At 46.5% G+C, this 20,221-nt stretch carries 23 protein-coding genes; 8 read left to right on the forward strand and 15 right to left on the reverse strand.

Features of this window, described 5'->3' with window-relative positions:
- The first annotated feature begins 41 nt into the window (after window positions 1–41).
- Together H8K33_RS18105 and H8K33_RS18110 are read left to right on the forward strand one after the other, a co-directional pair.
- On the forward strand, window positions 42–461 hold the full coding sequence (locus H8K33_RS18105) for a flagellar basal body-associated FliL family protein (protein ID WP_186892475.1): 420 nt from the start codon (window positions 42–44) through the stop codon (window positions 459–461).
- A 111-nt stretch (window positions 462–572) separates the two neighbouring features.
- Window positions 573–1,175 carry an IMPACT family protein gene (locus tag H8K33_RS18110; RefSeq protein WP_186892476.1) on the forward strand — a complete coding sequence of 201 codons (603 nt, stop codon included), beginning with the start codon at window positions 573–575 and terminating at the stop codon, window positions 1,173–1,175.
- Here the strand turns inward: H8K33_RS18110 and slmA are convergent.
- The 4 genes from slmA to argB all read right to left on the reverse strand — a co-directional run bounded on the left by slmA (window position 1,167) and on the right by argB (window position 4,076).
- Window positions 1,167–1,739 carry a nucleoid occlusion factor SlmA gene (gene slmA, locus H8K33_RS18115; protein ID WP_186892477.1) on the reverse strand — a complete coding sequence of 191 codons (573 nt, stop codon included), beginning with the start codon at window positions 1,737–1,739 and terminating at the stop codon, window positions 1,167–1,169. The genes H8K33_RS18110 and slmA overlap by 9 nt on opposite strands.
- A 54-nt stretch (window positions 1,740–1,793) precedes the next feature.
- A complete protein-coding gene (locus tag H8K33_RS18120) occupies window positions 1,794–2,486 on the reverse strand; it encodes a pyrimidine 5'-nucleotidase (RefSeq protein ID WP_186892478.1) in 693 nt (230 codons plus the stop codon).
- 297 nt (window positions 2,487–2,783) lie between these two features.
- Window positions 2,784–3,134, reverse strand: coding sequence for a DUF2489 domain-containing protein (locus H8K33_RS18125; RefSeq protein ID WP_186892479.1), 351 nt, complete (start codon window positions 3,132–3,134; stop codon window positions 2,784–2,786).
- Between the two features lie 18 nt (window positions 3,135–3,152).
- Entirely contained in the window at window positions 3,153–4,076 is a 924-nt protein-coding gene (gene argB, locus H8K33_RS18130) for an acetylglutamate kinase (RefSeq protein WP_186892480.1), read from the reverse strand.
- A 91-nt stretch (window positions 4,077–4,167) separates the two neighbouring features.
- On the opposite strand from argB, the gene H8K33_RS18135 reads away from it, so the two are divergent.
- From H8K33_RS18135 to H8K33_RS18150, 4 genes are all read left to right on the forward strand, one after another.
- Entirely contained in the window at window positions 4,168–4,755 is a 588-nt protein-coding gene (locus H8K33_RS18135; RefSeq protein WP_186892481.1) for a sigma-70 family RNA polymerase sigma factor, read from the forward strand.
- 53 nt (window positions 4,756–4,808) lie between these two features.
- Entirely contained in the window at window positions 4,809–5,015 is a 207-nt protein-coding gene (locus H8K33_RS18140) for a zf-HC2 domain-containing protein (RefSeq protein ID WP_186892482.1), read from the forward strand.
- Between the two features lie 140 nt (window positions 5,016–5,155).
- A complete protein-coding gene (gene folE, locus H8K33_RS18145) occupies window positions 5,156–5,860 on the forward strand; it encodes a GTP cyclohydrolase I (RefSeq protein WP_186892483.1) in 705 nt (234 codons plus the stop codon).
- A 182-nt stretch (window positions 5,861–6,042) separates the two neighbouring features.
- Window positions 6,043–6,468 carry a BLUF domain-containing protein gene (locus tag H8K33_RS18150; protein ID WP_186892484.1) on the forward strand — a complete coding sequence of 142 codons (426 nt, stop codon included), beginning with the start codon at window positions 6,043–6,045 and terminating at the stop codon, window positions 6,466–6,468.
- An 18-nt stretch (window positions 6,469–6,486) separates the two neighbouring features.
- Here H8K33_RS18150 and H8K33_RS18155 read toward each other — a convergent pair whose 3' ends face one another.
- The 5 genes from H8K33_RS18155 to H8K33_RS18175 form a co-directional block, all read right to left on the reverse strand.
- A complete protein-coding gene (locus H8K33_RS18155) occupies window positions 6,487–8,487 on the reverse strand; it encodes a M48 family metallopeptidase (RefSeq protein WP_186892485.1) in 2,001 nt (666 codons plus the stop codon).
- 52 nt (window positions 8,488–8,539) lie between these two features.
- Complete coding sequence (locus H8K33_RS18160; RefSeq protein ID WP_186892486.1) at window positions 8,540–9,127, reverse strand: LemA family protein; 588 nt, start codon at window positions 9,125–9,127, stop codon at window positions 8,540–8,542.
- Window positions 9,128–9,190: 63 nt separating this feature from the next.
- On the reverse strand, window positions 9,191–9,862 hold the full coding sequence (locus tag H8K33_RS18165) for a BON domain-containing protein (protein ID WP_186892487.1): 672 nt from the start codon (window positions 9,860–9,862) through the stop codon (window positions 9,191–9,193).
- Window positions 9,855–10,451, reverse strand: a complete 597-nt coding sequence (locus tag H8K33_RS18170) for a phosphoheptose isomerase (protein WP_186892488.1) — start codon at window positions 10,449–10,451, stop codon at window positions 9,855–9,857. Before H8K33_RS18170 ends, H8K33_RS18165 begins: the two co-directional genes overlap by 8 nt.
- 243 nt (window positions 10,452–10,694) lie before the next feature.
- Window positions 10,695–11,081 carry a YraN family protein gene (locus tag H8K33_RS18175; RefSeq protein WP_186892489.1) on the reverse strand — a complete coding sequence of 129 codons (387 nt, stop codon included), beginning with the start codon at window positions 11,079–11,081 and terminating at the stop codon, window positions 10,695–10,697.
- A 45-nt stretch (window positions 11,082–11,126) separates the two neighbouring features.
- Between H8K33_RS18175 and rsmI the strand changes: the two genes are divergently transcribed.
- The gene (gene rsmI / locus H8K33_RS18180; RefSeq protein ID WP_186892490.1) at window positions 11,127–12,038 is read left to right on the forward strand and encodes a 16S rRNA (cytidine(1402)-2'-O)-methyltransferase; all 912 of its coding nucleotides are present in this window, start codon (window positions 11,127–11,129) and stop codon (window positions 12,036–12,038) included.
- A gap of 22 nt (window positions 12,039–12,060) precedes the next feature.
- Here the strand turns inward: rsmI and H8K33_RS18185 are convergent, their stop codons facing one another.
- The 6 genes from H8K33_RS18185 to H8K33_RS18210 all read right to left on the reverse strand — a co-directional run bounded on the left by H8K33_RS18185 (window position 12,061) and on the right by H8K33_RS18210 (window position 19,309).
- Window positions 12,061–13,254, reverse strand: a complete 1,194-nt coding sequence (locus H8K33_RS18185; RefSeq protein ID WP_186892491.1) for a septal ring lytic transglycosylase RlpA family protein — start codon at window positions 13,252–13,254, stop codon at window positions 12,061–12,063.
- Window positions 13,255–13,263: 9 nt separating this feature from the next.
- Window positions 13,264–14,373, reverse strand: a complete 1,110-nt coding sequence (rodA, locus tag H8K33_RS18190) for a rod shape-determining protein RodA (RefSeq protein WP_186892492.1) — start codon at window positions 14,371–14,373, stop codon at window positions 13,264–13,266.
- Between the two features lies 1 nt (window position 14,374).
- On the reverse strand, window positions 14,375–16,477 hold the full coding sequence (gene mrdA, locus H8K33_RS18195) for a penicillin-binding protein 2 (RefSeq protein ID WP_186892493.1): 2,103 nt from the start codon (window positions 16,475–16,477) through the stop codon (window positions 14,375–14,377).
- Between the two features lie 28 nt (window positions 16,478–16,505).
- A complete protein-coding gene (mreD, locus tag H8K33_RS18200) occupies window positions 16,506–17,021 on the reverse strand; it encodes a rod shape-determining protein MreD (RefSeq protein WP_186892494.1) in 516 nt (171 codons plus the stop codon).
- Window positions 17,018–18,088 carry a rod shape-determining protein MreC gene (gene mreC / locus H8K33_RS18205; RefSeq protein WP_186892495.1) on the reverse strand — a complete coding sequence of 357 codons (1,071 nt, stop codon included), beginning with the start codon at window positions 18,086–18,088 and terminating at the stop codon, window positions 17,018–17,020. Before mreC ends, mreD begins: the two co-directional genes overlap by 4 nt.
- Window positions 18,089–18,274: 186 nt before the next feature.
- Window positions 18,275–19,309 (reverse strand): rod shape-determining protein, encoded by a 1,035-nt coding sequence (locus H8K33_RS18210; protein WP_186892496.1) that lies wholly within the window; start codon window positions 19,307–19,309, stop codon window positions 18,275–18,277.
- 555 nt (window positions 19,310–19,864) lie between these two features.
- Between H8K33_RS18210 and gatC the strand changes: the two genes are divergently transcribed.
- Window positions 19,865–20,167, forward strand: a complete 303-nt coding sequence (gatC, locus tag H8K33_RS18215; protein ID WP_186892497.1) for an Asp-tRNA(Asn)/Glu-tRNA(Gln) amidotransferase subunit GatC — start codon at window positions 19,865–19,867, stop codon at window positions 20,165–20,167.
- Window positions 20,168–20,221: the final 54 nt, after the last annotated feature.

A 20,221-nucleotide genomic window follows, 5' to 3' on the forward strand; every position in this document is an offset into this window, starting at 1 on the left:
TTGTTGTGAACACAATGTGCAGATCCTCAAGAAAGTAAATTATGTCCAAAAAAATGCATCAATTTGTATTAGCGGCCAGTTTGTTTCTCAGTATGGTTTGCCTGGGTTCTGCTCAAGCTAGCGATAAGGCCAGCGCAAGCGGCAGCGCTACTGCCAGCGCACCGACAGCTCGGCTGGAGCCATTTGTTGTGAACCTCGCTAGCTTTGATCGTTATTTACAAACCATCGTCACCCTACAAATGGGCGCAGCTGAATCAGCGGACAAAGTCAAAGTGTTGATGCCAGTGATACGACATGCGGTGATCATGACATTAAGCGCGAAAGACTACACTGAATTGCAAACCGTTGAAGGCAAGAAAATTCTGATTGATGAGCTACGCAAGAAAATCAATGTGGCGCTTTCAACCAAAGAGAATGATGGCGTACAAGATATTTTCTTTGAGAATTTCGTGATTCAATAGTTATTCAATAGTTATTCAATAACTGTTTAGCTCTAGCGAACTTCTAGCTTCAAAAAACGCGATTAATTCAATTCGGCTTTGCTTTTCGGGCAGGCATCAACCTAAGCATGTATGTACCAACTAAGCTCAGCGGTCTGCGCTGAAATTGAAATTAAGAAAAGCCGCTTCCTCGGCCAACTCTATCCCATTTACACCCGCGCAGAAGCGCAAATCTTACTCACACGAATCCGTGCAGAGCATCCAAATGCAGTGCATGTTTGCTGGGTATTATTGTGTGAAGGTGATTCTGGTTTAGATGATGATGGGGAACCCTCTGGCACAGCAGCTAAACCGATGTACAACGTTCTGGTCCACAAAGAACTCTTTAACGTATTGGCGGTGGTGGTTCGATACTGGGGTGGTACCAAACTAGGCGCTGGTGGCTTAACTCGGGCTTACGGTCAGGCGATATCCGATGCATTTAAACATGCAGAATTAGCGCCTATCGAAATTCTTGGCGAACTACAACTCGCAGTCAACTTCGCAGACGAATCACCACTACGCCGACTGTGCGAAAACTATCAAGCGACTATTCTGGAAGTGAATTATGCTGAGCAGGCAATCTTGCATATTCAGCTCAAATCACATCAAATTGAAGACTTCTACCGCGACGCACATAATTTAATGCGTGGGAATATACGACGCCTGTCGACCGACGAAGGCGAACTACAGTAGCAAAGTAATTTGTGCAGTCGCTAACTCTGTCGGACTCGCCTTGAAGCCGGTTTTAGCATAGCGCTGCCAACGTCCTAAGACAAAATTAGTCAACAAATTCGCCCGCATCACAATCTCGTTATCAGGCACCTGCCCTTGCACGACCGCTTGTCGTAAGGCCTGCTTATATGCAAGTTCAATTCTGTCCATCAATTGATTCATGCGTAATTGCAGACGCGCATCTTCATTCACCAAGGCATCACCAATTAACACCCGTGTCATACCTGGATTGCGTTCAGCAAAACTCAGCAACATCAACGTAATGCCTTGCGCCTGCTGCAAACCGTCTTTATGTTGTTGACTGATTTGATTAATCAAACCAAAGACCGTCGTTTCGATAAACTCAATCAAGCCTTCAAACATCTGTGCCTTACTGGCAAAGTGCCGATACAAAGTCGCCTCAGATACATCAATCTTTGCAGCTAAGGCTGCCGTGGTGATTTTTTCTCCTTTCGGATTTTCTAACATCCCCGCTAAGGTTTGCAAAATCTGAAGTTTACGTTCGCCGGGCTTGGTAATAGACATAGTGTATAAAAAATGAAAATGACGACGATGAACACAAAGGAAGCACAAAAATAATCAACGAAATTGACGCAAGCGATGCGGCAGTTCGAACACTGATTTTACTGTGATATCGGCGCTGGCAGAAATACTTTTCTGCTGCACATGCTGTCCATGTCCAGTCACCATGACAGTACGGATGCCAATTTGTTTGGCCGCAATAATATTTGCAACACTATCTTCAACCAAAATACATTGACTGGCTTGCCAACCATGTTGTGCTAACAACTTGCGCAGATAAGGTTTACTCGGTTTTGGATGCGATTTGCCATGCACACGCATGTTCTCTATCGAGATATGGGCGGCAAAATGCCGATGTAGATTGAAATGTCGGATGGCTTGTTGTGAGTATTCTTGTGGTGCGTTGGTGAATAGAATTTTTTTACCTGGCAATCGCGCAAGTATCTTTGATAAACCACGTTCTCTTTTGAGTAAATCCGGCAAGTGATCGAATTTGTGCGCCTCACGCAGAAAATCTTTTTCATTTACGCCGTGGTGGATGACCATGCCTTTTAGCGTTGCGCCATAACGTTTGAGATAGTTGACTCTTAATTGGTTGACGGTTTCTGGGTCAGATGGATGATTGGCCTCGGCTAACACCTGCGTGATGTAGCGGGTCATGTTGTTGGCTATGCTGGGGAAGACTGCTGCACTGGCGTTGTGTAGGGTGTTGTCTAGGTCGAATAGCCAGATTGTTTGTTTTGGATTCATGGTTGGTTGGCTTGACTATGCTTTCAAAGTCACTTGATAATCGGAAATCAAACTACTGACTTTTCTAATCTGAACGTCCTAAGGTCGGGGGTGGCCCGACAGCCACATCCTTTCTTTGCTTCGCCAAAGAAAGGATGCAAAGAAAGGCGACGCAGGCGCCACTGCCCTTCGGGTTCCCAATTGTGCAAGACAAAAATGGGGAGAGTCAGAAACTCGCTTCGCTCAGACATCTGACTCTCTTTTTCCCATTTCTGCCTCGCACAATTGGCAGTGTCACATGCGATGAACGGCGCTTAATCAACCGATTCCTGAATCAAAACGCCTGACCAATGATTCACATGCAGAAAACCCAATCGTCCGTGCCCAACTTTCGGCATCGTCAATTTCAGTATTGAGATTACTCAATGCACTTTGTAACCAGAAATTTCGAATTTCGCCCAACGGTAAATCATCAGTATCAGATTCGATAACAACAAACACCCTGAAATCGACGTCCTCATCACTAATCCCTGCTGCATGTCGAAGATCAACAAGCTTTCGTGCACCTTCTAGAAAACTCAACTCTCCACCGATCATCGCTCTCGCAATTTCGCCAATGCGACTCCTTACATTGGCAACATATTCGATATGGCTTATATGCTCAGACATCAGAGGAAGCACTCAATCTCAATGACTACGAATCATCGTACCGAATGCTTGTTCCGTCAAAATCTCAAGCAACAGCGAATGTGGAATTCGTCCATCGATAATATGCACCGTATTCACACCTGATTTCGCTGCATCTAATGCTGAAGAAATCTTCGGCAACATGCCGCCAGAAATCGTGCCGTCTGCGAACATTTCGTCGATTTCTCTGGCGGATAAGTCGGTTACCAGATTGCCTTGTTTGTCTAAAACGCCTGGGATGTTTGTCATCATGATCAGCTTTTCGGCTTTCAAGATTTCGGCGATTTTGCCGGCGACTAAGTCGGCGTTGATGTTGTAGGCTTGGCCGTCTTCACCAAAACCAATTGGTGAGATAATCGGAATAAAAGCGTCATCTTGCAGAGCTTTGACGACCGCTGGGTTGATCGCGTCGATTTCGCCGACGAAACCGATGTCTAAGAATTCGCCTGGATTTTCACGATCTGGCATTTTCATTTTGCGGGCGCGGATTAAGCCGCCGTCTTTGCCTGTTAAACCGACCGCTTGACCGCCGTAATGATTGATCAGCATAACGATGTCTTGCTGGACTTCGCCGCCCAACACCCATTCCACCACTTCCATGGTTTCTTCGTCGGTGATGCGCATACCTTGCACGAAGGTGCCTTGTTTGCCGACTTTTTTCAGAGCGTTGTCAATTTGTGGCCCGCCACCGTGTACAACAACTGGGTTCATACCGACTAATTTGAGCAAAATCACGTCACGTGCGAATCCATGTTTTAAACGTTCTTCTGTCATCGCATTACCACCATATTTTACAACGATGGTTTTCCCATGAAACTTACGAATATACGGTAAAGCTTCAGCCAGAATTTCTGCTTTAATTTCAGGTTCTACACCAGCTAAGTGGTCGGAAGTTTCGTGAGGGATGTTTGTCGTAATGCTCATATTAAGGGTATCCTATGAAGAATCGTGGTCTTAGCCTGAATTTTACAGGCAAAAGCGCCCCTCGTTAAAACCAGATCAGGTATTTTTATTCATGCCTCACATTGCTGAACTACCTCAACAGTTAGAAGCTATGCGCCCGGCGTTATATCGATTTGCTATGCTACAACTCAGAAATACCGTGCATGCAGAAGATGCGGTGCAAGAAACCTTACTGGCTGTATTAGAAAAGCCTGCGAATTTTCAAGGTAACTCTAGCTTACGCACCTATGTTATCGGCATATTAAAATTCAAAATTATTGACTTTTTGCGTGCTGGAAATCGTGAAGCGCAGTTCACCGATTTTGGTGCCGACGATCAATCGGATGAAGATATTGTCGATCAACTATTTCATGCGAATGGGCACACAGTGGAAGCCGCTAGTGCTTGGGGCGCTCCAGAAGCGAGCTTGCAACAGAGCGATTTTTTCAAAACCTTAGAGATTTGTTTAGAGAAATTACCAGCACAAACTGCACGCGTGTTTATGATGCGTGAATGGCTGGAATTATCTACCGAAGAAATTTGTAAGGAATTAGGCTTGAGCACGTCTAATCTTTGGGTTCTTTTATATCGTGCACGCTTGCGTTTGCGCGAATGCCTAGAACTCAATTGGTTCGCCCATACATCCGCTCAGCACCGCTGATCAGCACAAATCAACACCAATCAGCGCTAACAAGCAAAAAAATAGAGTTCTCTATGTTATTTTTATATACCTGCAAACAAGCACACCAAAAATTATCTGAAAACTTAGATAGAAAACTCAGTCTGACCGAACGTGCGCAATTAAAAGTACATTTAAGCATGTGCCGTTCTTGTAGCAATTTTAGTACGCAGATGCGCACAATACGAAGCGCCATGAAACAAATGGCGAGCGGTAAGTCTTCTGATCAAGATCCTTCTTAATGCGACAACGCCCGTTTGCCGCAGTGCCATTATTGACTTAATTGAACCGTTAAAACCACTTACACGAAAAACACAAGCACGGCGATTCAGTTACCATATCAACTTCTTGCATTTTGGCGCCTACGCCGATTGGATACATAATGCCGACCGATTCTCATTACCAAGCAGTTCCCGCCATACCTGTCTCGCAACGCATACGCGAACGCATCGTCAAAGCCAAAGTGCGTTACCACGCCAATGACAACATCGCTGACTTCATCGAACCTGGTGAACTAGACCAGCTATTAGCCGAAGTCGAAGGCAAATTGCGTGGCGTATTGGAAAGCTTGGTGATCGACACTGCCAGCGATCACAACACTTTAGATACTGGACGACGTGTCGCCAAAATGTATTTAAATGAGATCTTCAAAGGTCGCTATTTGCCGATGCCGCCAGTAACAGAATTTCCGAATGCATCGCACTTAAATGAGCTGATGATCATCGGTCCGATTACCGTACGCTCAGCATGTTCACATCACCTCTGCCCTATCATCGGCAAAGTCTGGATCGGTGTGATGCCGAATGAACATTCCAACCTGATCGGTTTATCAAAATACGCGCGCATCGCGGATTGGATTATGAGCCGCCCGCAAATTCAAGAGGAAGCGGTGGTACAGCTCGCCGACACCTTACAAGAAAAAATGCAGCCCGATGGGCTAGCGGTGGTAATGGAAGCGGATCACTTCTGTATGCATTGGCGCGGTGTCAAAGATATGGATTCAAAAATGATTAATAGCGTCATGCATGGTTCCTTCTTAAAAGATCCGAATTTGCGCCGTGAATTTTTATCGCTGATTAAGAAGTGATGATAGTTTAAATGTAGGGTGCGCCATGCGCACCGCTCCAATAGACAGGTGTATTAACATTATTAGCGTCAATGTCGGCAGTAGTGATCATGGTGCGCATGGCGCACCCTACCGAAACCGTTTAAGCGGATCTGCTTTTGAATATAAGTGCACACAACACCAACCGTGATAGGGAAACCAGCATGTTAGTTCGTCTTTTATACGCCAGCCGCGCTGTCGATGGAAATCTGAGTGACATCGTCCAAAGCATCATGCAACAATCGCGCGATCACAATCCTCAACACGGCATCACAGGCATCCTCTGCCACAGCGATCAGGTATTTATGCAAGTCTTAGAAGGCGGTCGCGAAGCGATCAATACTTTGTACTCGCATATCTTGCGCGATCCTCGTCATACCGATGTGATTTTGCTCGACTATGAAGAAATCAGCCAACGCCGCTATGCGGGCTGGACGATGGGGCAAGCGAATTTGGGCAAAATCAATCCGTCAATCTTATTAAAGTATTCTGCTTTACCCGAACTGAATCCACATCGTATGTCTGGAAAAATGTCACTGGCTTTAATCGAAGAGCTCATGGCAACAGCAGCCATCGTCGGACGCTCTTAAGCGCCGATTCAGTGACACTCAATGCAGCGGCAAATCGGTGTAACTAGCACTGACAATATCGGGTACTGGCGCATCTAGCGCAGCACAAACGCTGCGCAATAAATCCGCACCATCGGCACTCAATGTTAGATCACTTGCTTTTAACATCAAGCGGATTAAAAATGGTTTTGCCAGCGGTGCCAGTTGTTGGAATTTATCCAAGGCTTGCTTCACTTCAAAAAAATCGACTTGATCTCGCGTCGAAAATTGTGTCGCTTGCAAACCCAACTCCGGCATACTATTCACAGATTTCATAAAGGCTTGTGGTGCAAGCTCGGCAGAAAATTCTGTCGTCGCCATTAAAGAAATCAACAAAGCGGTCTCTTTTTGCAGGTGAATCAATCCCTGATATTTCACACCCACATCGCGACCAGCATGTGGACTTAAACGGCGCTGCAAAACCGTTTGCAATACAAACTCTGCTTGCGATACTTTCTGATCCGCAGCAATTAATCGCGCACTGATCCCAAGCAACTGCTGACGCTGATCACTATCTAATAATTTCAAAGCAGGCATCGCCAAATCTAACACCGGCAAACGCATACTGCCCGCCATTTTTTCTGTTGCTTCGTGCAACAAACTCACCAATGCGCATTGCTGTGCAACCGCCTGCCGCAAAATAGATAATTGAATTTGAAAGCTAGCGGGATCTTTACGATCTAACAAAAGCGCATACACCAAAGCGCTGGCCGCTTTGGAATCGCGTGCAGCTTGTACTATCTCCGTAGGGATTTTAACCGTAGATTCAGTCGGCTTCACCACTGGAGATTGTGGCAAATCATTCGCGGCACTAGTAATCCCAGACGCCTGATAACCAAATTCTGGATGAAATGCCAAGGGTGACAAAGTCAAGCTCGCGCTCGACGATGGTGTTGAGCCAGCCCCAGCACCACCGGCGAATCCCATCATCGCGGATTGCGCATCAAGCTCCATCTCTGGCGGTAATTCACTCGCATCTAATAGCTCAACATTACGTCCATACAGGCGTTGCAATCGCTCACTTAGCGGCGGATGTGTAGCGAATAATCCTGATAATAGATTGGGACGTGCGGCCCCCAGAAACATGTGCGACAACTGCTCGGCATTCGGATTCTTAATGCGCGAACCGCATTTATTACTGCGTGTGAGACCACCAATTTTACGCAGAGCACCGCCGATACCATCGGGGTTGCGCGTGAATTGAACGGCGCTTGCATCTGCCAAAAATTCGCGCTGACGAGATACCGCCGATTTAATTAAGCGACCAAAGAAAATGCCGATATAGCCGATGACGAATAGAGCGAAGCCAAATACAAACAAGACCAATTGTATCGATGGGCCTTTTTCATCGCGACTACGTCCACCACCAAATCGCGCACCCCACTCCATCATGTGCTGACCAAACCCCGCCAACATTTGAATACCAAATAGAACACCAATTAATTTGATATTCATGCGCATATCACCATTCAAAATATGGCTGAATTCATGCGCGATCACACCTTGCAATTCATCACGACTCAAGCGCGACAAAGTACCTCGCGTGACCGCGACCACCGCTTCATTCTGATGATAACCCGCAGCAAAAGCATTAATTGCATCCTCTTCATCCATCACATAAACGCGTGGACATGCCATGCCTGCTGCTAAGGCCATTTCTTCGACGATATTCAGTAAACGACGCTCTTGAATATCGCGTGAATCTGGCTGCACTAATCGACCGCCAGCCATACGTGCAACAGCATCACCACCATCTTTCAAACGCGACATCTCAAATAACATGCCGCCACCAATGAACAACAAAGTGACAGCGGTATTGGTCAAAAAGAAACCGCGTGGATAGGTATAAATGCCAGTGCCGTATTGCCCCTTCATCCAAATCCATAGCAATGCTAACGTGCCGTTCACCGCCAGCACGATAGCGATCACTGCAAGCAAAAACAAGAACAGTAATTTTTTACTTTCTCTATGCGCTTGCGCTTGATGTTCAAAAAAATTCATGGTTGTTTGCTCAAGCAGGGATTCAGATGTATGGGATTAAACAAAGTATCAGTTAAAAAGAAACTTTGATCGCCTTACGTTCTTCTGGAGCTTCTGTCGATTCCAACAATTCTGCGACTTTAAAGCCAAACATGCCTGCAAAGATGTTGCCAGGGAACTGTTCACAAGCCGTGTTGTATTGCATCACGCTATCGTTATACGCTTGACGGGCAAATGAGATTTTATTTTCTGTGCTAGTCAGTTCTTCGGTTAACTGCAGCATATTTTCATTGGCTTTTAAATCTGGATAAGCCTCAGACAATGCGAACATTTTTCCCAATGAAGAAGCCAAAGCACCTTCCGCATTGGAGAGTTGATGTACCGCCGCAGCATCGGATGGATCGACCGCCACTTTTGCATTCGCAGTGACGGCCTGATTGCGCGCTGCGATCACGGCTTCTAAGGTTTCGCGCTCGTGCTTCATGTAGCCTTTGGCGACTTCCACCAGATTAGGGATTAAGTCATAACGGCGCTTGAGTTGCACATCAATTTGCGCAAACCCATTTTTAAACCGATTACGAAAGCTAACTAAATTATTGTAGGTACTGATTGCCCAGAAAATCAAAGCACCGATGATAATTAAAAAAATAATGAATCCCATATCTTTCTCCTGAAAAAAAGAGCTGCAAAATTATTCTGCAGCTCTGTAATATTGACAACGTTCTTACTTAGATTCTTCGTTTAAATCAACTTTGCTTGGTGTTGCCAGCATCGTTTTTAATTCATCTTCAGTAATGTATTCAAATACCTTGACCACCTTACGCACGCCATTCACACCCGCAGCAACACGCGCAGCTAAATCACCTTCGCGATGCGTTACACGTCCCATCAAGAACACGGTACCTGCTTCCGTGACGACCTTAAACGCACTGCTGTACAGATCTTTGGTATCAACGATAGAAGCTTTGACCTTAGTCGTAATCACCACATCCGATGAACGAGCAGAGTAATTCGACAAGCCAGAAACCAACAACTCATTTTGCACAGCTAACACACCTTGTATCGCTTTTACTTCTTTCTCAGCCGTCGCTCGCGCTTGTGCATCAGCAACTTCACCGGTCAACAATGCAACCCGGTTAAAACTATTCACGTTGACGTGTGCAGCATCGCCTAAGGCGCGCTTGACTGCCATCTCGCCCTTCAAAACAATCGCCTTGTCTTCGGTCTGTGCACCGAAGGTGCGTCGGTCGGTCGCCGCCAATGTACCCATTACTGCACCACCGACAACTACTGCCACACATCCTTGCAAACTAACTAAAGCTGCGCAAGATAAGCTAATTGCCAACAACGGGCGGGCAAAACTTTTTACTACAGGATTCCATAAAGACTTACTCATCCGAATCACCTCCAAATAAAGCGGCATCAATGCCGTCACACATGCAATGTATGGTTAATAAATGTACTTCTTGTATCCTTGCGGTCCGATCATGCGGCACGCAGATATGCACGTCGGCATCGGTCAGTTTGCTGCGCATCTCGCCACCGCCTTTACCAGTTAAGGCAATCACGCGCATATCACGCTCCAAAGCTGCATCGACCGCATTCAGCACACCTTGTGAATTACCAGAAGTCGTAATCGCTAATAAAATGTCTCCTGCTTGTCCAAAAGCTTGCACTTGCTTGGAAAACACTTCTTGAAAACTATAGTCATTTGCGATGGCCGTCATAATCGAGCTGTCGGTCGTTAATGCTAATGCGGGCAAAGGCAAACGCTCGCGTTCGAAACGACCAACCAATTCGGCGGCAAAATGCTGGCAGTCTGCCGCAGATCCACCGTTGCCACAGGCAAGTATCTTGTTACCATTCGATAAAGCAGTGAACATCAGCTCAATCGCTTGCTCGATGGGCTCGGCCAGCAATTCAGCCGAAATCATTTTCAGTTCTGCACTTTCCTGAAAGTGCGAAAGTATGCGTTGATTTTTCATAGTGAGGGAATTATAGGGGAGTCATGAATAAGTAGATACCTGCTTTGCAGGTAAAAAAAGGTTTTTATTACCGCTCAGCGAAATAAGCTCAATAAGGTCAACAAGGTCAACAAGGTCAACAACGCACAAGAAGCTTAATGTGCCATGAATCCATCTGCACCGAGTATTAATCTTGAATCCGGATCAACTGGTTTTCAGAGACTGCCTTGTTAAGGGTAACTATGAGAATAGCGCTATTTTAGCTCAGCCTGAGATCACGTTCTTTAGCCAGATTAATTCCTCTCCTTCGATTGCCACCAAATCAAATCTACAAGCTGGCACAGGCTTCATGTTCTGCAAGTAAACTTGGGCAGCATGCACTAGTCGTTTTTGCTTGCTCGACGTCACGCTCGCTAGGGCGCCGCCAAACTTTTTGCTACTGCGTTTGCGAACTTCGACAAATACCAAATGTCTGCCATCTCGCATAATCAAATCAATCTCGCCGCCTTTGCACAGGAAACTTCGCTGCACCAATTGCAAACCCTGTGTCTGCAAATGCAGTAAAGCTTGCTGCTCGGCCGCGTCACCAATTCTTTGCTTACTGGTGCGAAGCGCCGCCAGACGCCGCGCTAACCAATTTGATTCTGTCATAGCGTACAATCTTTATTCGCGCAAAAATCATTGAAGAATAGCCTTATGAACCAAGACCACCACACTGCATTCAATCCCGCTGCTCTGTTTGAAGCGGTGAAACAGCAAAGCTATCCTAACGCGACTCTGTATATAGTGGCAACTCCCATTGGTAACAGTGCCGATATTTCACTACGCGCCTTACACGTGCTGACACTGGTCGATGCCGTCGCCTGCGAAGACACACGCAATACCGCACAACTCATGACGCGTTATGGCTTACACAAACCCTTAATCGCAGCACATCAACATAATGAGCATGAAGTTGCGGCAAAGATTATTACCCGCCTGCAAGCAGGTGAACGCATTGCTTTGGTCTCCGATGCTGGCACACCGGCAGTTTCTGATCCGGGTGCAATTATCGTCGATGCGGTGCGTGCTGCTGGCTTGCGTGTCTCACCTTTGCCCGGTGCATCTGCCGCGATCAGTGCCTTATCGGCGAGCGGATTGCTCAATGATCAATTCTATTTTGTTGGTTTCTTACCATCCAAAGCTGGGCAACGCGACAGTGTTTTACAAGGCTTAGCGCAAATTCCAGCGAGTTTGATTTTTTATGAAGCACCACATCGGATAGTTGAATCCACGCAAGCTTTACGCCAAGCTTTCGGTGATACGCGACAGGTGGTTTTTGCGCGTGAACTCAGCAAACTTTTTGAGGAAATACATCGCTGTTCGCTGGCCGAAGCAGCCGCATGGTTGCAGCAAGACAGCTATCGCGAAAAAGGCGAATACGTCATGATCGTTGAGGGGGCAAGTACCGATAGCGATCAAGACGATCTGGAAGCGCGGCGCGTCCTGAGCATCTTACTATCCGAACTATCGGTCAAACAAGCTGCCGCGCTTGCAGCACAGATTACTGGTCACAAGAAAAATGCCCTATATCAAATTGCATTAGACATGAAAGGACAGGAAGGCTAAATTCCGTCGGATCACAAACTGCTTATCGCTGGATCACAATGGGTTTAGCGCTACCGATTGCTAAATCTAGTGCCGCTTTTTGTGCAGCTTCGCGTTGCGCATAAGGGCCGCCTTGCAAACGATACAGACTTCCTTGCTGAACAATTTCTAAATTAATCTCGTGCTCCGTACCTAGCTTACTTTGCTTATCTTTTAGTACCTGCATCAACTGTGTTTTTCCCGCCTCAGCGTTAGCACGAATCGCAAATGCTGCAAACTGTAAATAGAATAGATTCTGGGATTTGGACTGATCCACTACCGCGCTTAGCTTTTCTTCGCTGCGTGGCAATTCGGTTTTGATGATACGTTCTTGCGACGCGATCAAGGCCTCCAGACTGACGCCCTCTTTTTCATCTTTGTCTGAGCTCTTGTCTGCGCTCTTGTCTGTGCTCTTGTCTTTGCTCTTATCAGATACTGGCTTCACTTCGTTTTTCACCACTACTAAACCCGAGCTTGTATTTTGCGTTGACGTTGGCGTTTGTGCTTGCTGATTCTGACTATTCTCAGCCATTTTGGCGATGTCTTCCGGCAGCAATCGCTCTAACTCAACTTCGCTACTTCCCTTATTCAGATAACCGAGCTTTAGGGCAGCGGTGTAAGACAAATCCATAATGCGATTCGAATGAAATGGACCGCGATCATTAATCCGCACAATAATTTGCTTGCCATTACTTAAATTAGTCACGCGCGCGTAAGAAGGGATAGGCAAAGTCGGATGCGCGGCCGTCACTTTATACATGTCATAAGGCTCACCTGAGGAAGTACGCTTGCCGTGGAATTTCTTACCGTACCAACTGGCGTGTCCTTTTTGCTTGAATGGCGTAGTGCTATCGTTAATCGGGGTATAGGTTTTGCCGAACACCTTATATGGTTTATTACCAGTGCGCGAATATGGCTCCACCACCGGAATCGGATCAACTGTTGACTCTAAACCTTCTGGAATTTCATCACCTGGGCCATCGTCTAAATAATAACCACCGCGTCCAGAATTTGCTTTTGGTAATGCAGGCGCGGTACTTGTTGCAGGCTTAGCGACTGCTGTAGAAACCGTCGACGCAGGTGTCGATTTACTTTGCTCCTGTATGACAGGTTTGACTTTAGGCGGGCTTGAACAAGCACCCACCAGCAAAACACTTAGCAGGCATCCAATATATAAACCGCGCTGTAATAGAGCCATGGATTCGTCCTAAGATTTCATTAACTTACGATGATGCTGCACGCTCATCAAGATTCCCGCACCCATCCCCAGCGTCACCATCGCAGTACCGCCAAAACTAACGAAGGGTAATGGAACACCAACTACCGGCAAGATGCCAACGACCATGCCCATATTCACGAAAGCGTAGGTGAAAAAAATCATCGTAATAGCGCCGGCCATTAAACGCGAAAATAAGGTCGGCGCGTTTGCTGCAATCGTGAGTCCACGCAACACAAACAAAAAGTAAAGCGTGACCAAAAAGGCCGCACCCATAAAGCCAAATTCTTCCAAATACACAGCAGAAATAAAATCCGTGGTGTGCTCAGGAATAAATTCCAGATGCGATTGCGTACCGCTTTGCCAACCTTTGCCAGTTAAACCGCCAGAGCCGACGGCAATCATGGATTGAATAATATGAAAGCCTTTACCCAGCGCATCGACCGTCGGATCAAACATAATTTCCACCCGATGTCGCTGGTAATCATGCAGCAAAAATTTCCAAACCAATGGCAAACAGGCTAACCCGACCAATACTAAGCCTGCTAATAAACGCCAAGACAATCCAGCAAAAAAAATCACAGAAAAACCCGCCACAAAGACCAGAATCGTGGTTCCCAAATCGGGCTGTTTCGCGATGAGACCAGCAGGAATTGCCAAGATGACCGTGGCAATAGCAAAGTCTTTCCAACGCAAAGATCCTTCACGTTTTTGAAAGTACCAAGCTAGCATTAGCGGTAACGCAATCTTTAAGATCTCGGATGGTTGCACGATAGTACCAACATTGAGCCAACGCCGGGAGCCATTTTTAACGATGCCGAACATTGCCACACCGACCAACAAAGTAATTCCAAGCACGTACAAAGGCACTGCGAAACGCATCAGCGTTTGTGGCGGCACATTCGCCACGATCCACATCACAAAAAAGGCAATCACAATATTGCGCAAATGATGTTCAACCCGTCCAGGCCAATCTAAACCAGCAGAGTACATCGTTATGATGCCTGTCGAGATAATCAAAAATAACAAGATCGCCAGCGGCGCATCAAACACCATAAAGAGCGAACGGAAGCGACTCCAATAGACCGATTTATTGTCCATATTATTTTTTCACTCCTGCTGATTTCGCTTCGGGCGATACTTTTGCTGGCGCCACTGTTGGCACTTTCGGGCTTGCCGGTGATGTGACAGGAGGCGTTACCGAAGTCGTGGCAGGAACAGCTGGCTGCTTGACGATTGCAGGTGCAGGTGCAGCGGTGGGTGCGACAGTCGCCGCATTTTCTTCTTCATGGATATGCGCAAGATCTTCAACCTCGTCGCCAACTGCTGGCTGCACAGGCACCGCCTTTTCTGTAGGTCGTTTACCTAGCAAATAATAATCAAAGGCTTTACGCACAATAGGTGCAGCAGACTCAGAACCATAACCGCCATTCTCAACAATAATAGCGACGGCAATTCTAGGTTTATCAATTGGCGCAAAAGCGATGTACCATGAATGATCACGGAAGCGTTCTACTGCATGCTTGGTGCCATGCTTTTCGGTTTTCTTCATCGCGATTACTTGCGCTGTACCTGTTTTACCACCCGATGTGTAGGCTGCACCAGAAAACGCGCGCATACCTGTACCTTCACGAACCACGCCGCCCATCGCATTTTTAATAAATTCGATATTCTCGATTTTTAATGGAATCCGATAACTCTCTTTTGGAACGGTTAGGCTGCGTTGCTTTGATTGCGGATCTTCAACTTGCTTCACCAGATGTGGTTTCATCACGATGCCATTGTTCACCAAGGTGGCGGTGGCATGTGCCATTTGTAAAGGGGTGAACGTATTTTGCCCCTGACCAATCCCAAGAGAAATGGTATCGCCGGGAATCCAACGTTGATTCGCTGGTTTCTTGAATGCCGCGCGCTTCCACGCCGTCGATGGCAATAATCCTTTACGTTCATTATCCAAATCGATGCCGGTAATTTGTCCCATACCAAATTGCGCCATGAAATCGTGCATAGTATCGACGCCCATTTCATTCGCCAATTGATAAAAATAGGTATCGCAAGACAAGGCAACTGCGCGGTACATATCGACTAATCCATGCCCACCCGGTTTATCATCACGGAAAATTTTATTCCCAAAAGCGAAATAACCAGGATCAGAAATCGCCTGCGTCATGGTGCGTTTGCCTAACTCCAAAGCAGCCAAGGCCATGAATGGTTTGAAAGTGGAACCCGGTGGATAAGCACCAGTCAGTGGGCGGTTTAGCAAGGGAATGTCTTCTGAAGTATTTAGCTCATTCCAACTTTGTTGATCAATTCCTTCGACGAACAAATTGGGATCAAAAGTCGGCATAGAGACAAAAGACAAGACATCGCCTGTTTCTGGCTCGATCGCCACAAATGCACCACGGCGATCACCGAAAGCCTCTTCCACCACTTTTTGCAATTCGATGTCCACTGACAAAATCAGATTTTTACCAGAGGTGGGCAAATTGCGTGACAAGGTGCGTACCGGACGACCACCAGCAGATACCTCAACCTCTTCAAATCCGGTCGTGCCATGCAAGATTTTTTCGTAGCTTTTTTCCAGTCCTTCTTTGCCGATATAACTGGTGCCTTTGTAATTTGGCGCGTCTTCGCTGCCCTCAATCAAATCAGCATCACGTTTATTGATCCGACCAATGTAGCCAATCACATGCGACGCGACATCCCCCAAAGGATATTGGCGAAATAAGCGCGCCTGTACATCCACCCCAGGGAATCGGAAACGCTGCGCCGTAAAGCGTGCGACTTCTTCATCCGATAATCGGGTGCGGATTGGCAGGCTTCCAAAACTTTTCGACTCTTCCATCAGTTTGCGTAAGCGCTTGCGATGTTTCGGCTGAATATCGACTAATGCTGAGAGCTCATCAATCAAGCTATCGAGATCTTGGGTAATCTTGGAAGGGGTAATTTCTAAAGTGTAGGCAGAATAATTACGCGCCAAAATGACGCCATTTCTGTCCAAAATCAAGCCACGATTCGGTACGATAGGCACCACCGAGATCCGGTTTTCATTTGCTTTGGTTGCATAGGCTTCATGTTTGATAATCTGCAGCCAAACATAACGCCCCAATAAAATACTAAAACAAACGAAAGCCAGCACACCAATCACCAGCAGGCGCACCCGAAATAAATATAGCTCACGCTCAGTATTTTTTAGTTCCGTCATACTTACTTCACTCCAGACTGAGATTGACTTAAATCGGACGCGTATTGTCTTTGTTGACTGCGCGACGCTGCGGAGCGAGAAGTAGCCAGGAAGCGACAGGCCACAATGCGGTGGTCACTGCGCATTCTAAGAAAAATAGCCAGCCAGGAAAATGCGAATCAGAAGACAGTAGTCGCACGGTCAACTGAACTAATTGAACGCCAAGAAATAATGGGAAGACATGCAAGCTCTGAGCGACCGGAGGAAACCACAAAACACGGCGATGAATAGAAATCGCAAAGTAAGATAATAAGGTGAACGCCAAAGCATTCTCGCCCAGATAAACAGCGTCATGTACATCCATCAGCAAGCCCATCACGAAAGCCACGCCGATTCCCACTTTACGTGGTTGATGGATACTCCAAAACACCAGCACCAGTGCGACGAAATCTGGCATACCGACATGCACGCCCCAAGGAAACAAGTTCAACATGAACGCAGCTATCAAACTGATCGCGATGAAAAATGAATTTGCGGGCAATAAAATGTAATGAGGATGGCTCATTTTTTATCCTCTTTGGCGGCACTTGCTGTCACACCACGCACCTCGGTTTTTGGCGGGTTTGGATTTTGCGTGACAGGCGTTGAAACTATAGGACTCGCAGGTACGACATCGGCGCTCAACGGAATCGCTTCCTTAGGCAACGTCTTGTCATCGTCTTTTACCGAATCGCGCGTAACACGACGATTAATCTTTTCTTTCTTCGTCCGCTCTTCTTCTGATTCTGGTGGTGCTAACTGACTGGTATCGACTAACAAAATCAATAATTGCTTATGCTGTTCAATACCAGCCACTGGTGTACACAAAACGACTTCAAATGTCGTACTCGCCTTGCTCTCCACCTGGGTCACTTTAGCGACTTGCAAACCTGCGGGATATACACCATCCAAACCCGAGGTAATCAAAATATCTCCGAGCTTCACGTCCGCATTACTAGTGACACGCATTTCTAGATGCGCGGAACGACCTCGCCCGTTAATCACACTGCGCATTCCGCTGCGCTCGACCTGCACGGGTATGGCCTGATTTTTATCCGTCAACAAAGTTACTTCCGCGGTCAGTGGAAAAACTCGCGTCACCTGACCAATCACACCGCGCTCATCAATCACTGGCTGCCCGATCGCAACACCTTGCTGCGAACCTTTATTCAAAATAATTTTGCGCGCATACTCATCGCGCGCGTCATATAACATTTCTGCCAACAGCGATTTGCTTGGAGTGCGTTCTTTCAATTCCAATAAACGACGCAAGTGCGCGTTTTCACTTTCTAACAAAGTGCTCTTTTGCAGGGTTTGTGCTTGCAAGATCTGCTGCTGTTTTAAAGCCCCAAGCTCACTCTGCAAACGGGTGGTAGAAGCAAAATACTCGCCGAGGGATTTAACCGCATCGCGCGGCATTAACACGAGCATTTGCAAAGGATAGAGTGCGGTCGCCACGACCTGACGTACTCGCACCAACGAATTCAAGCGCGAATCAACCACCAAGAGGGCGATTGCGAAAACTGCGAAGAACACCACTTTAACGCGCGCTGATGCGCCCTGTTTAAAAAGTGGTGGTGGACTATGTTGCATAGATGAGCGCCAGCGAACAAGCAATAAAAACTTAAAAAAAGATCTGGCATTCTACATCTGCCAGATCTGACTTTAAAATATTTGTGAGTACCGCCAGACCAAAACTGGATCTGGCACTTCACTCAAAATCAACGTGAATGACGATGTGTACTTCGACGCTGATTCCGCGCAAAATCTGCGCACAGATTATTCGTAAGAGAACAAAGAACCTAATTTATCCATACGTTCTAATGCCATTCCAGAACCGCGTACCACACAAGTCAAAGGCTCTTCTGCGACCAACACAGGCAAACCCGTTTCTTCCATTAACAAACGATCCAGATCGCGCAATAAAGCTCCGCCACCTGTCAACATCATGCCTTTTTCGGCAATGTCTGCACCGAGTTCTGGCGGCGTCTGTTCCAAGGCATTTTTTACTGCAGAAACGATGTTATTCAGAGGATCGGTCAACGCTTCCAAAATCTCGTTACTAGAGATAGTGAATGAACGTGGAATACCTTCTGACAAATTGCGACCTTTCACTTCCATTTCCTTGATTTCAGAACCAGGGAAAGCGGAACCTATGGTTTTCTTAATCGCCTCAGCAGTTTGCTCACCGATCAACATGCCATAGTTACGGCGAATGTAATTGACAATCGCTTCATCAAATTTATCACCACCGACGCGCACAGAACCTTTATACACCATACCGCCGAGTGAAATCACGCCGACTTCGGTTGTGCCGCCACCGATATCAACGACCATAGAACCGGTCGCATCAGACACTGGCAAACCAGCGCCAATCGCTGCAGCCATTGGTTCCTCGATCAAATACACTTGTGACGCACCTGCGCCTAATGCAGATTCACGAATCGCACGACGCTCAACTTGCGTGGAACCACAAGGCACGCAAATAATGATGCGCGGGGAAGGTTTGAAGAACTTGGTGTCATGCACCATACGAATAAACTGCTTGAGCATTTGCTCAGTGACCGTGAAGTCGGCAATGACGCCATCTTTCATCGGACGAATCGCTTCAATATTGCCAGGCACTTTACCCAACATTTGCTTCGCTTCTTTACCTACGGCCTGGATAGTTTTCTTACCATTTGGACCGCCTTCTTGGCGAATCGCAACTACCGAAGGTTCATCCAAAACGATGCCTTGGCCGCGTACATAAATCAGCGTATTGGCAGTACCTAGGTCGATTGCCAAATCATTACTACGAAAAAAACCAAACATGTAAATTCCTGTGTATTCTGTATTGTCGATGTGGTGCCAGTGTTGCGCAACGGAATGTCACACTTCATGCCAGCATGTACCGCTACTTAGCGGTACGAAAACTTGTTCACTCTTTACGCTGCTTAAATGCCGAACAAATGCCAAATAAGTTCAAATTTTCACAAAAAGCACGGTAAAAACCACGTCCTACCGGAATGAAAATAAGATGTTTTCAATGAACTTAACAACAAAAGAGCGCAAATCACCAAACTCATTTGCATTAAGGCCTTCATCAAGCACCTCTCGCATCTCAACATCAAAACCGCAAATTTCATCATCAAACTCGATATCTTCGGCGATTTTAAGAGTATTAACCCGACATTCTACCTTATAATCCTAGAAATCATAGGCAATCAACCAAATAGAATTTGCACTTTTTTTGGCGCTTTTTACAAGGCTTGAAAAGCATAAAAAATTCATAATCCAGCATCATCGCGGATGGTTGAAAGCACAAGTTTCACGCAACTATTTATTGTTATTAACATCATTTTGGCGCGCCAAGCGGCGTGGTAAACCATGTCTTTAGAATTGAACGATGTAAAACGTATCGCCAATCTGGCACGACTCGAATTAACCGAGGCACAAGCCAACAGCAGCTTAGAGAAGCTCAATGGCTTTTTTTCTATCGCCGAGCAGTTAAAGGCTGTCGATACCACGGGCGTCGCGCCATTAAGCCACCCGATTGCAGCGCTGATGCCGGAGATTTGCTTGCGTTTGCGTGAAGATCAAGTTACCGAAAGTAATCATCGCGAAGAATATCAACAAGTCGCACCCGCGACTCAAGATGGCCTCTATCTCGTACCAAAAGTCATAGAATAGAACGCCCTCATTCAGTCATTTTAAGCATGCCAGCACAGTAAGCAAACAATGCTG

Origin of the sequence: Affinundibacterium amnicola (assembly GCF_014284275.1) — a bacterium.
In the GTDB taxonomy this organism is placed as follows: Bacteria; Pseudomonadota; Gammaproteobacteria; order Burkholderiales; family Burkholderiaceae_D; genus Undibacterium; species Undibacterium amnicola.